Origin of the sequence: Enterobacter cloacae complex sp. EB5 (genome assembly GCF_031432835.1) — a bacterium.
Taxonomy (GTDB): Bacteria; Pseudomonadota; Gammaproteobacteria; order Enterobacterales; family Enterobacteriaceae; genus Enterobacter; species Enterobacter hormaechei_C.
The window spans coordinates 3,479,969-3,492,046 of record NZ_CP133860.1 but is presented as its reverse complement, the minus strand read 5'-3'; the positions used below and the strand labels follow the sequence as shown (position 1 = coordinate 3,492,046).

General features: G+C 56.9%; 10 protein-coding genes. 5 read left to right on the top strand and 5 right to left on the bottom strand.

All coding sequences use genetic code 11. The features are described 5' to 3' along the window. Window positions 1-58: 58 nt before the first annotated feature. The 3 genes from RHN82_RS16830 to aegA all read right to left on the bottom strand — a co-directional run bounded on the left by RHN82_RS16830 (window position 59) and on the right by aegA (window position 3,846). Entirely contained in the window at window positions 59-1,102 is a 1,044-nt protein-coding gene (locus RHN82_RS16830; protein ID WP_047053208.1) for a DUF1176 domain-containing protein, read from the bottom strand. A 106-nt stretch (window positions 1,103-1,208) separates the two neighbouring features. After that, window positions 1,209-1,802 carry a GDP-mannose pyrophosphatase NudK gene (nudK, locus tag RHN82_RS16825; RefSeq protein WP_047053206.1) on the bottom strand — a complete coding sequence of 198 codons (594 nt, stop codon included), beginning with the start codon at window positions 1,800-1,802 and terminating at the stop codon, window positions 1,209-1,211. Between the two features lie 67 nt (window positions 1,803-1,869). Then, window positions 1,870-3,846, bottom strand: a complete 1,977-nt coding sequence (gene aegA / locus RHN82_RS16820) for a formate-dependent uric acid utilization protein AegA (protein WP_071886804.1) — start codon at window positions 3,844-3,846, stop codon at window positions 1,870-1,872. Between the two features lie 152 nt (window positions 3,847-3,998). Between aegA and narQ the strand changes: the two genes are divergently transcribed. Together narQ and acrD are read left to right on the top strand one after the other, a co-directional pair. Continuing rightward, the gene (narQ, locus tag RHN82_RS16815) at window positions 3,999-5,693 is read left to right on the top strand and encodes a nitrate/nitrite two-component system sensor histidine kinase NarQ (RefSeq protein WP_047053200.1); all 1,695 of its coding nucleotides are present in this window, start codon (window positions 3,999-4,001) and stop codon (window positions 5,691-5,693) included. A gap of 141 nt (window positions 5,694-5,834) precedes the next feature. Next, entirely contained in the window at window positions 5,835-8,948 is a 3,114-nt protein-coding gene (gene acrD / locus RHN82_RS16810) for a multidrug efflux RND transporter permease AcrD (protein WP_047053198.1), read from the top strand. Window positions 8,949-9,057: 109 nt separating this feature from the next. Here acrD and ypfM read toward each other — a convergent pair whose 3' ends face one another. Continuing rightward, window positions 9,058-9,117, bottom strand: coding sequence for a protein YpfM (ypfM, locus tag RHN82_RS16805; protein ID WP_015572204.1), 60 nt, complete (start codon window positions 9,115-9,117; stop codon window positions 9,058-9,060). A 387-nt stretch (window positions 9,118-9,504) separates the two neighbouring features. On the opposite strand from ypfM, the gene RHN82_RS16800 reads away from it, so the two are divergent. Genes RHN82_RS16800 through RHN82_RS16790 form a run of 3 tightly spaced genes read left to right on the top strand, consistent with a single transcriptional unit; the run spans window position 9,505 to window position 11,214 of the window. Beyond that, window positions 9,505-9,861, top strand: coding sequence for an ArsC family reductase (locus tag RHN82_RS16800; protein WP_047053196.1), 357 nt, complete (start codon window positions 9,505-9,507; stop codon window positions 9,859-9,861). A gap of 3 nt (window positions 9,862-9,864) precedes the next feature. Beyond that, on the top strand, window positions 9,865-10,992 hold the full coding sequence (dapE, locus tag RHN82_RS16795; protein WP_047053191.1) for a succinyl-diaminopimelate desuccinylase: 1,128 nt from the start codon (window positions 9,865-9,867) through the stop codon (window positions 10,990-10,992). Window positions 10,993-11,016: 24 nt separating this feature from the next. Then, window positions 11,017-11,214, top strand: coding sequence for a YpfN family protein (locus RHN82_RS16790; RefSeq protein WP_047053190.1), 198 nt, complete (start codon window positions 11,017-11,019; stop codon window positions 11,212-11,214). A gap of 98 nt (window positions 11,215-11,312) precedes the next feature. Here the strand turns inward: RHN82_RS16790 and ypfH are convergent, their stop codons facing one another. Further along, window positions 11,313-12,008: an esterase gene (gene ypfH / locus RHN82_RS16785; RefSeq protein WP_047053188.1), complete on the bottom strand. Its 696-nt coding sequence runs from the start codon at window positions 12,006-12,008 to the stop codon at window positions 11,313-11,315. Between the last annotated feature and the right edge of the window lie 70 nt (window positions 12,009-12,078).

The window sequence follows — 12,078 nt, the reverse complement described above, 5'->3', positions numbered from 1 at the left end:
CCGGGCCTACGGTTCTAAAAAGTAGGCCGGGTAAGCGACAGCGCCACCCGGCAAAACCCTACCTTGTGATCCACAGCGTGGGCCAGGCATCTGGCCCATTCCAGTTATCACAGCTTGGCTCTTCCGCGTAGCGTACCAGGCGGAAGCGCTGGCCGTTAAAACGCCAGCGGGTCTGGATCCCACAGTCGCCTATCCCGCGTCCCAGCGCCAGCGTGGTCAGCTCGCGCGTTTTTTCATCGAAGCTGGCATTCATCAGCTCCATGTCGCTACTCTGGCTGGAAGGGGTAAACGGCAGGCGCAATCTCACGCTCCTGGCCGCAAATGGTTTTTTACGCGACACCAGCCACGCCAGGTCGACGGTGTTGTACGCCCCCGCCTCACAGCTGATGATCATCAGCGCTTTGTCATCGGTCAGCGCGGTCACGCGCACTTCACGCCGGTTCGGATCGAGAGAGCACTGGCTGTGGTTCATGCGCCAGGTACCGTAATCCAGCAGATCGTTGAGTTCGTTATGCGTCAGCGGCGTTGGCGTGGGGTTCACCACCGCCACCTTTTTTAATGCCGGCGCAGGCGGCACGCTCAGCGGTGGACTATCCCCTTTTTTGATCCACGCCGTTTCACTTCCGACGCGTTTTTGCTGGGCATCGATAAACAGCAGCGCCGCTTTCAGACCGGCCAGAGAAATTGTCTGCTTCCCCCCGCGCAGGGTCAGCGCCTGCCCTTCCTGAATGGTTTTCAGAAACGTGGTGATGGTGGCCGTATCGTCTGTTTTAAGATGCCAGGGGGTTAACTGCCAGTGTTGCGACGTGAGTTTAAGCGGCACCTTGTCGAGCAGCAGGCGCGGGGCGATGTCAGGCTCTTTCACCGGAGGCGCCGAAAGCCCGCCGAGATCGATGCGCAGGCTGGCGTCCGTTTTTGCCCCCGCACTGCGGCTCAGCGTCATGACCAGACCGCGATGCTCGCCAGTGTTGCGCGCTACGCAGAAGTTCTGGTTATTGCAGGTCACCTGCCAGTCTGAAAAAGACTGCTGCGCAGGCGCAGCCCACACCAAAGGCACGGGAAGCACGCAAATGAAGAAGAGAAGAAAAACGCAGTAGCGCATGAACGGCACAGCCCCGGAAACGAATAGGTCAATCTGGGGCGTATCTTCGTGCCCTGGGCGGGCTGGCTCAATCGGATTTATCGGATAGATTTATCTGAAATACAACTTATCGCGCTTCCGCCGCCGCATTCATCAGCCCGCTGGTTTGCAGATACTGCAACAGGATCACCGCTTTACCGTCGCGGATCTCGCCGCGTTTCACCATGTCGACAGCCTGAGCGAAAGGCATTTCCAGCACTTCAATGTCTTCATCGTCCACGCCGCCGCCCCGGTGCGTGCGCTGGGCATCGGTGTATTCCGCAATGAAGAAGTGGATCAGCTCGGTAACCCCGCCAGGGGACATAAACAGCTCAAAGACTTTCTGCACCGCCCCCACTTCAAAGCCCGTCTCCTCAATGGCTTCTTTGCGGATACACACTTCCGGCTCATCGTCATCCAGCAGACCTGCACAGGTTTCAATCAGACGTCCGTCCGCGTTGCCATTGACCCATGTCGCGATGCGAAACTGGCGTATCAGCACCACGCTTTGCTTTTCACGGTTATACAGCAGAATGGTTGCACCATTGCCCCGGTCGTAGACTTCGCGTTTATGGCGAATGACTTCCCCGTTCTTACGGGTAAGATCGTAAGTGATGTTACGCAGGACAAAGTAATTTTCAGAAAGGATTTTGTCTTTAATAACGCTAATGTTCAGGGACATACGGGCTCCACGGCAAAATGAGTCTGTTTATACTACGCCGTGAAGCCCGCTTTGTCGCCCGTCTGCGTTAATGCATGTTGCGCGGCGGCACGCCAAGCCAGTCCATGATCCCCTGCGCGGCATGGCGCCCTTCCGCCATCGCGGTGACCACCAGATCCGCACCGCGTACCGCATCACCGCCAGCAAAAATCTGCGGATTCGAGGTCTGGTAGCGATAACGGCTCTCCACGGAGGCCCTGATGCGCCCCCAGTCGTCGGTGTCGACGCCCTGCGCCTGAAGCCACGGCATGGCGTGCGGATTAAACCCAAACGCCATGATCACCGCATCCGCTGGCATGACAAACTCACTGCCCGCCACCGGGACAGGACGCCGCCGCCCCTGCGCATCCGGCTCGCCCAGACGGGTGCGCAGCATCCGGATACCGTTGACCTTCCCGTAGGCATCCAGCGTGAGCTCAACCGGCTGAAGATTAAATTCAAACGCCGCGCCCTCTTCTTTCGCGTTTTTAACCTCTTTCTTTGAGCCCGGCATGTTGGCCTCGTCCCGCCGATAGGCGCAGGTGACTTTCGCCGCGCCATGCCGCAGCGCGGTGCGCACGCAGTCCATCGCCGTATCGCCCCCGCCGAGCACCACCACGTTTAACCCCTGCGTGTCGATAAACGGCTCGTCTGCGGCAGGGTCAAGGCCCATCACGTTCCGCGTGTTTGCCACTAAAAACGGCAGCGCGTCGTACACGCCCGGCGCGTCTTCGTGAGGGATACCCGCTTTCATGGAACGATAGGTCCCTACGCCGATGAACAGGGCATCGTAGTCGTTTTGCAGTTGGGTCATCGACACGTCTTTTCCCACCTCGCAGTTCAGCTCGAAGCGGATACCCATCGCGCTGAATATCTCTCTGCGCCGCGCTAACAGGGATTTATCCAGCTTGAAGGCCGGAATACCAAAGGTCAGCAATCCGCCGATTTCCGGATGGCGATCGTAGACCGTCACGTCGACGCCGCTGCGCACCAGTACATCGGCGCAGGCCAGCCCTGCCGGACCGGCACCGATGATGGCGACGCGCTTACCGACCGGCTTAACGTGGCTGACGTCCGGCGTCCAGCCCATCGCCAGCGCCCGATCCGAGATATACCGTTCGATATTCCCGATGGTTACTGCCCCTGACGCATCCCGCAGGGTGCAGGCGCCTTCACATAATCGATCCTGTGGGCAGACGCGGCCGGTAATTTCCGGTAAACAGTTAGTCTGGTGAGAAAGCTCAGCCGCACCGACGATATCCCCCGCCCTGATCCGCTCAATCCACTGCGGAATGTGGTTATGCAGCGGGCAGGTCCACTCGCAAATGCTGTGCTCGCCACATTTCAGGCACCGGGATGCCTCGCGCTGCGCCTGTTCCGGGCGAAACGGCAGGTAGATCTCGTTAAAATGGCCTGCACGTGCTTCGGGGCTGAGCTTATCCGGCTCACCGCGCGCCGGGGTGTTTTGCATCTGTTGCCGTTTGGTTTGCGGAGAGACTGACTGAACCGCCTCGCTGTGCCACGGCAGCGCGTCCAGCCTTGCACTCCGCTGTCGGCGCTGCTTAACCAGCTTATCCAGTACGGCTGGGGTGGCGAGCGTAAGCACCTCCGCCGGGCAGTTTTCAACGCAGGCCGGGCCTTGCGGCCTTTCCAGACAGAGGTCGCATTTGTGCGCCGAGGCCTTTACGCTGTCGTTTTCCAGCGGGGCGATCAGCATGTCCATCGTGCCAAACGGACAGGCCACCACGCAGGCTTTACAGCCAATGCATTTTTGTTGATTGACCTGTACGCTGTCGCTGTGTTGCGTGATGGCTCCGTTCGGGCAGCTTTGCGCGCAGGGCGCGTTTTCACAGTGGTGGCAGGTCACGGGGCTTTTTCGCAAGCCTGAGGTAAGGACCGTAATGCGGGGATGAAAATGGCGCTCGCTCAGCGCGTGCTGCTCCCCGTTGTGCGCCATCACACAGGCAACTTCGCAGGCGCGACAACCGATACACTGTTGAGCGTTGGCCATAATAAAACGATTCATAACAACACCTGTTTTTGGTTCAATAACCTTATTCTTTATATTGTTATCGTATTTACCCACAGCGGCATGGCGACGCAATGTTCAAATGCCCAGGAAGCCGAACTATTTCCAGTGAACCTGTGGCAGATCAATTTAATTCAGGAAACTGATGAGTGACCGTTAAACGCCCCGTATCGGGAAGCCTGGCTCGGGCTTTCTTTTCGATGATTGTCTTGTCCGTTCTGATCAGCGCCATTGCGCTGGTTACACTCGCCAGCAGCCAGCGCGACGCCGAGGCGATTAACATCGCCGGATCGCTGCGCATGCAGAGCTACCGCCTGGGCTACGAAATGCAGCGCGCCAGCCCGTCGCTGGCGGAGCACCGCGCGGTCTGGCAGAAAACGCTGAGCGCGCCTGCGTTGCAGAAGCTAAACCGCTGGTATGTGCCTGAGGACGTCAAACAGCGTTACCAGCAGTTGCACCTTGGCTGGCAGGAGATGGACACGCGTATCGCCAGCGGCGATACCGGGTGGTATCAGAACCACATAGAGGATTTCGTGGGCCGGATAGATGCCTTTGTGCTGGCGCTTCAGCACTACACCGAACATAAAATTCAGCTGGTGATTTGCATGTCGCTGACGGGCGGCCTGGGCATCCTGCTGCTGGCGGTGGTAACCCTGCGGCGCATCCGCCGTCAGGTTGTGCTGCCGCTGAATAATCTGGTGGCGGCGAGCGAGCGTATCGAACAGGGGCAGTTCGATACCCCCGCGCCGGATACTATGCTGCCCAACGAGCTGGGCCAGCTTTCCCGCGCCTTCAACCATATGTCGGCGGAATTACACACTTTGTACCGCTCCCTTGAGCACTCCGTTGCCGAAAAAACTCGCCACCTGAATGAAGCGCATCAGCAGCTCGAAATGCTGTTCAAATGCTCACAGGCGTTGAATACCGGGCAAATAGACAGCCACTGCTTCCGGCATATTTTGCAGATTGTGCATGACTATACGCAGATGAATTACCTGCAATTGCGCACCAGTGACGACTGGGAGCTTTACGAAGGACAGGAGTCCCCGGGCGAGAAAATGCACACTTTACCGGTGTTAATGCAGGACACCCTGTACGGCGAACTGCGCTGGCAAAGCGCGACCGGGGATGTTCCGCTGCCGCTCATGGAAAGCGTGGCGACGATGCTGGGCCGGGGGCTCTATTTCAATCAGGCGCAGAAACATTATCAGCAGCTGCTGCTGATGGAGGAGCGCGCCACCATCGCGCGCGAGCTGCATGATTCGCTGGCGCAGGTGCTTTCCTATTTGCGTATTCAGCTTACGCTGCTGAAGCATGCCGTTCCGGGCGACAATGCGCCGGCGCAGACCATCATTACGGACTTCTCCCGCGAGCTGAATAACGCCTGGCATCAGCTACGCGAGCTGCTCACCACCTTCCGCCTGACGCTCAATCACGCCAATCTTCCTGCCGCGCTACAGGAGTCTCTCGACGGATTGCAAAGCCAGACCCGCGCGAAGCTGGTGCTCGACTGCCGTCTCTCATCGCTGGCGCTGGACGCGCAAAAACAGGTGCACCTCTTACAGATTGTGCGTGAGGCAGTGCTGAATGCGATTAAACATGCCGACGCCAGCGAGATTGTGGTCAGCTGCGTCACCACCGCGGACGGCACTCACACGGTCACGATCCGCGACAACGGTATTGGTATCGGCGACGCCAGTGAACCGCCGGGGCACTACGGGCTGAATATCATGCGCGAACGCGCGGGACGGCTAGGCGGGACATTACACTTTTCTCAGCCGCCACAGGGCGGGACACAGGTCAGCGTGACGTTCCGGACGCCTGCGGCGCAGGCTGAAAAATAGCGGGAAAGAAGGCGCGCTGAAAAAAGCGCATGATAATTTACATTATCTCCTTTATTTCTCCACGTTTGACCTGGGCCTTACCGCTAAAGTTAGGCGGGCAATAAACAATAATGACGTGCAGCAAAACGAGGTCACACTTTAATGGCGAATTTTTTCATCGATCGCCCCATTTTTGCCTGGGTGCTTGCAATCCTGTTGTGTCTGACGGGTGTCCTGGCGATTACTTCCCTTTCTGTTGAGCAATACCCTGACCTCGCGCCCCCCAACGTGCGTATCACGGCGAACTACCCTGGCGCCTCGGCACAGACGCTGGAAAATACCGTCACCCAGGTTATCGAGCAGAACATGACGGGTCTCGATAACCTGATGTACATGTCCTCGCAGAGCAGCGCCACGGGCCAGGCGACGGTAACCCTGAGCTTTACGGCGGGCACGGATCCGGATGAAGCGGTGCAGCAGGTGCAAAACCAGCTGCAATCGGCACTGCGTAAACTGCCTCAGGCGGTGCAGAACCAGGGGGTGACCGTGCGTAAAACCGGTGACACCAATATTTTGACCATCGCGTTTGTTTCAACCGATGGCTCGATGGATAAGCAGGACATCGCGGACTACGTCGCCAGTAATATTCAGGACCCGCTCAGCCGTATCAACGGCGTGGGGGATATCGACGCCTACGGCTCGCAGTACTCCATGCGTATCTGGCTGGATCCCAACAAGCTGAACAGCGTGCAGATGACCGCCAAAGATGTCACCGACGCTATCGAATCGCAGAACGCCCAGATTGCCGTGGGGCAGCTCGGCGGTACGCCGTCCGTGGATAACCAGGCGCTTAATGCCACCATCAACTCGCAGTCGCTGCTCCAGACGCCTGAACAGTTCCGCGATATTACTCTGCGCGTGAATCAGGACGGTTCGGAAGTGCGTCTGGGGGATGTCGCCACCGTGGAAATGGGGGCGGAAAAATATGACTACCTGAGCCGCTTTAACGGCAATGCCGCGTCCGGGCTGGGGGTGAAACTGGCCTCCGGCGCCAACGAAATGGCGACCGCGCAGCGGGTGTTAGAGCGTCTGGATGAACTGTCGCATTACTTCCCGCACGGACTGGAGTACAAAGTCGCCTACGAAACCACCTCGTTCGTAAAAGCCTCCATCGAAGATGTGGTGAAAACCCTGCTCGAAGCTATCGCGCTGGTGTTCCTCGTGATGTACCTGTTCCTGCAAAACTTCCGCGCCACGCTGATCCCCACCATTGCGGTGCCGGTGGTGCTGCTGGGCACCTTTGCGGTGCTGTATGCCTTCGGTTACAGCATCAATACCCTGACCATGTTCGCCATGGTGCTGGCCATCGGCCTGCTGGTGGATGATGCCATCGTAGTGGTGGAAAACGTTGAGCGCATCATGAGCGAGGAAGGGCTTTCGCCCCGCGAGGCCACGCGCAAATCGATGGGACAGATTCAGGGCGCGCTGGTCGGTATCGCCATGGTGCTGTCGGCGGTATTTATCCCGATGGCATTTTTTGGCGGCACCACGGGCGCGATTTATCGCCAGTTCTCGATCACCATCGTCTCTGCAATGGTGCTCTCCGTACTGGTGGCGATGATCCTTACCCCTGCCCTGTGCGCGACGCTGCTGAAACCGCTGCATAAGGGCGAACATCACGGTCAAAAAGGCTTCTTCGGCTGGTTTAACCGCATGTTTAACCGCAATGCGGCGCGCTATGAAGCGGGCGTGGGTAAAGTTCTGCACCGCAGCGTACGCTGGATGGTGGTTTATGTCCTGCTGCTCGGTGGCATGGTCTTCCTGTTCCTGCGGCTGCCAACCTCCTTCCTGCCGCTGGAAGATCGCGGCATGTTTATCACCTCCATACAGTTACCGAGCGGCTCGACCCAGCAGCAGACCCTGAAAGTGGTGCAGAAGGTTGAGAACTACTTCCATACTCAGGAGAAAGATAACGTGGTTTCCGTCTTCTCCACCGTCGGCTCTGGCCCTGGCGGTAACGGGCAGAACGTGGCGCGCATGTTTGTGCGCCTGAAAGACTGGGACCAGCGCGACAGCGATACCGGCTCTTCCTTTGCCATCATTGAGCGTGCAACCGAAGCGTTCAACAAAATCAAGGAAGCGCGCGTTTTCGCCAGCAGCCCGCCCGCCATCAGCGGCCTGGGCAGCTCAGCCGGGTTTGATATGGAGCTTCAGGATCACGCGGGTGCCGGGCATGACGCGTTGATGGCTGCTCGCGATAAACTGCTGGAGCTGGCCGGGAAAGATCCGCAGCTTACCCGCGTTCGTCATAACGGTCTGGATGACAGCCCTCAGCTACAGGTGGATATTGACCAGCGTAAAGCGCAGGCGCTGGGCGTCTCCATCGACGACATTAACGACACCCTGCAAACGGCATGGGGCTCAAGCTACGTGAATGACTTTATGGATCGCGGCCGCGTGAAGAAGGTCTACGTTCAGTCTGCCGCCAAATACCGCATGCTGCCTGACGATATCAACCGCTGGTATGTGCGCAATAACACCGGCGGCATGGTGCCGTTCTCGGCGTTTGCGACGTCACGCTGGGAAACCGGTTCACCGCGTCTGGAGCGTTACAACGGCTATTCGGCGCTGGAGATTGTCGGTGAAGCCGCGCCGGGCGTGAGTACCGGTACCGCAATGGACATAATGGAAAAACTGGTTCAGCAGTTACCGACCGGCTTTGGTCTGGAGTGGACGGCGATGTCCTACCAGGAACGGCTTTCCGGCGCGCAGGCGCCTGCCCTGTATGCCCTTTCGCTGCTGGTAGTGTTCCTCTGCCTGGCGGCGCTGTATGAAAGCTGGTCTGTGCCGTTCTCGGTGATGCTGGTGGTGCCTCTTGGGGTCATCGGCGCGCTGCTGGCAACCTGGATGCGCGGCCTGGAAAATGATGTCTATTTCCAGGTCGGACTCCTCACCGTAATCGGATTGTCGGCGAAAAACGCCATTCTGATCGTCGAATTTGCCAATGAGATGAATGCCAAAGGTCACGAACTGATGGCCGCCACGCTGCACGCCTGTCGTCAGCGCCTGCGTCCGATCCTGATGACCTCTCTGGCGTTTGTGTTTGGCGTCCTGCCGATGGCCACCAGCTCCGGCGCAGGCTCCAGCAGCCAGCACGCGGTGGGAACGGGCGTTATGGGGGGAATGATTTCCGCGACGATTCTGGCTATCTATTTCGTACCGCTGTTCTTTGTACTGATACGCCGTCGTTTCCCGCTGAAGGATAAGCCGGAATAACCCGTTGAAATAAAAAAGGCGGCTTTACAGGCCGCCTTTTTATTGTGTGATTCGTTCACACTATGGTTATTTTAGTTAATTAAGTGCTCTTGCATTTCTTACCGGAAATTCATTTACGAAGCATGCCTTCGATAAAATCTTTCCAGTTCCCCAGTTCACGTTCAATCATAACAACCTCTCTTATTATTATGCGCATTCTACGAAAACGTATCATCATTGTGAAGCCACTTTAACCGATTGCTGTGATTGAGCCCCGCTGTGCTGGTAGGTTTAGGATCACTATGAGCGTTGCCGGGTAAATTTTATGTGACCTACAGCAATATTTTGAAATAGTCGGAAAAATGACAGCATTTTTAATTTCCCCCTGAGTTTATTGGCAATTTAAACAGGGTGGACAACTATGCTTAAAAGATGAAAGACTATTCAGCTTACAGCTGTTCGTTGAATTATGGAGAATTGTAAATCCTGAAAAATTCCGAATGTGTTATATTCCACTTAAGGATATATCGTCGAAAATATTGAACATTTAATCCACAAAAGAACAAAAGGATTCACTATGGTTGTGATGTACGGCATTAAGAATTGCGACACGATTAAAAAAGCCCGCCGCTGGCTGGAAGCACACAACATCGACTATCGCTTCCACGATTACCGTGCCGACGGGCTTGACCCTGCGTTTCTCCATTTCGCCATCAACGAACTGGGCTGGGAAGCGCTGCTGAATACCCGCGGGACCACCTGGCGAAAACTGGATGAATCTCTCCGGGCCACGATCAACGACGCCGACAGCGCAGCGAAACTGATGCTTGAAATGCCGGCAATCATCAAACGCCCATTGCTCTGCAAGCCAGGTCAGCCTATGCTGCTGGGTTTCAGTGAAACCCTTTATTCAGATTTATTCGTTGAGGTGTAGTCTATGTCATGCCCGGTCATTGAGCTGACTCAGCAGCTTATTCGCCGTCCTTCCCTTAGCCCGGACGACGCAGGTTGTCAGGCATTAATGATTGAGCGCCTGCGTGCCATCGGTTTTACCGTGGAGCACATGGATTTTGGCGATACGCAGAACTTCTGGGCATGGCGCGGTCAGGGGGAGACGCTGGCGTTTGCCGGACATACTGACGTAGTTCCCGCAGGCGACGCAGACCGCTGGATCAACCCGCCTTTTGAGCCGACCATTCGCGACGGCATGCTTTTCGGACGCGGCGCTGCGGACATGAAAGGTTCCCTGGCTGCGATGGTCGTGGCGGCAGAGCGTTTCGTCGCCCAGCATCCGAACCATAGAAACCGTCTTGCGTTTTTGATTACCTCCGATGAAGAAGCCAGCGCCCACAACGGCACTGTGAAGGTCGTTGAGGCGCTGATGGCGCGCAATGAACGTCTGGACTACTGTCTGGTGGGCGAACCGTCCAGCACCGAAGTGGTGGGCGACGTAGTGAAGAATGGCCGCCGTGGCTCCCTGACCTGTAATTTGACCATACATGGCGTGCAGGGACACGTTGCCTATCCGCACCTGGCGGACAACCCGGTACACCGCGCCGCGCCGATGCTGAACGAACTGGTGGGCATTGAATGGGATAAAGGCAACGAATTTTTCCCGCCTACCAGCATGCAGATAGCCAACATTAAGGCCGGCACCGGCAGCAACAACGTCATTCCCGGCGATCTCTTCGTCCAGTTTAACTTCCGCTTCAGCACCGAACTGACCGACGAGATGATCAAAGCGCGTGTGATTGCGCTGCTCGAGAAATATCAGCTGCGCTATACCCTCGACTGGTGGCTGTCCGGCCAGCCGTTCCTGACGCAGCGCGGTAAACTGGTGGATGCGGTGGTGAACGCCATTGCGCACTATAATGAAATTAAGCCACAGCTGCTGACAACGGGCGGCACGTCTGACGGACGCTTTATCGCCCGCATGGGCGCACAGGTTGTCGAACTGGGTCCGGTTAACGCGACGATTCACAAAATTAATGAATGCGTGAACGCTGCCGATTTACAACTGCTGGCCCGCATGTATCAACGTATTATGGAGCAACTCGTCGCCTGACGGGTGCTTACAGAGGATTAGCGAATGGACTGGCTTTCAAAGTACTGGTGGATTCTGGTGTTGGTGTTTCTGGTAGGCGTGCTGCTTAACGTGATTAAAGATCTCAAGCGCGTTGACCACAAAAAGTTCCTTGCCAACAAACCGGAGCTTCCGCCGCACCGTGATTTTAACGACAAGTGGGACGATGAAGACGACTGGCCGAAGAAGGACCAGAAGAAGTAATTGTACACACCCCTCACCCCCGGCCCCTCTCCCCAGAGGGGAGAGGGGTGTTTTGTTCCCTCTCCCTTTGGGGAGAGGGTTAGGGTGAGGGGAAATGTTTAAATAAACTCTACAATATCATCGTCATTCGGCTTACCGCCGCTGAGCGCTTCATCAAAGTAGTGCTTCGGTACGGTATAACGCAGATGATCGAGCGCGAACTGCATGCTGCGATCGTCAATGGCATGCCCCAGATCGTCTACGATATCCAGCGTCACATCCCCGCCCTCGCGCATCAGCGTCTCCTGGGCAGCTACCGCATGCGAAAGCTCAATTACCCGGTCTTCCCCCCCATGAATGAGATGGATCGTGGTCTGCGTGGTCGCGCTTTGCGGTAACGTCGCAAAACGCCCGTTGAAGGCAATGACGCGGGACACCAGTCCGGGCTGCGCTTTTACGCTTTCCAGCGACATGATTGACCCCTGAGAGAAGCCAATCAGCGCCGTTGCGTCGGCGCCTACGCCGCTCTGCTGCTGCCAGTAACGCACGGTATCGATAAAGGCTGGCATAACGGCATCAATACGCGCCTGACGATTCTCCTCCGTCACGCCCTCGACGGAAAACCACTGCCGCCCGTCCGGACCGCACGGCTCCACGCCGCCGATGCTGACGATCAGCGCCTGTGGAAAAACGGGTGCAAACCAGCTGCCAATCTGTCCCATATTGACGGCATTGTCGCCCACGCCATGAAACAGAAGCAGGAGCTGTTTAGCAGGCGTATCCGGGCTTTGCACTACAAAATGGTCATGTTTCATGGCGATCTCCTTAATTGATAAGCAGGATTTTACGCCTCTGCGGGGTAATGACCATGCCACTTTACTGAAG

Bases quoted from the DNA above. Each gene is read 5' to 3' on its own strand.
- RHN82_RS16830 (WP_047053208.1), bottom strand. From the start codon at position 1,102: ATGCGCTACTGCGTTTTTCTTCTCTTCTTCATTTGCGTGCTTCCCGTG.
- nudK (WP_047053206.1), bottom strand. From the start codon at position 1,802: ATGTCCCTGAACATTAGCGTTATTAAAGACAAAATCCTTTCTGAAAAT.
- aegA (WP_071886804.1), bottom strand. From the start codon at position 3,846: ATGAATCGTTTTATTATGGCCAACGCTCAACAGTGTATCGGTTGTCGC.
- acrD (WP_047053198.1), top strand. From the start codon at position 5,835: ATGGCGAATTTTTTCATCGATCGCCCCATTTTTGCCTGGGTGCTTGCA.
- RHN82_RS16800 (WP_047053196.1), top strand. From the start codon at position 9,505: ATGGTTGTGATGTACGGCATTAAGAATTGCGACACGATTAAAAAAGCC.
- dapE (WP_047053191.1), top strand. From the start codon at position 9,865: ATGTCATGCCCGGTCATTGAGCTGACTCAGCAGCTTATTCGCCGTCCT.
- RHN82_RS16790 (WP_047053190.1), top strand. From the start codon at position 11,017: ATGGACTGGCTTTCAAAGTACTGGTGGATTCTGGTGTTGGTGTTTCTG.
- ypfH (WP_047053188.1), bottom strand. From the start codon at position 12,008: ATGAAACATGACCATTTTGTAGTGCAAAGCCCGGATACGCCTGCTAAA.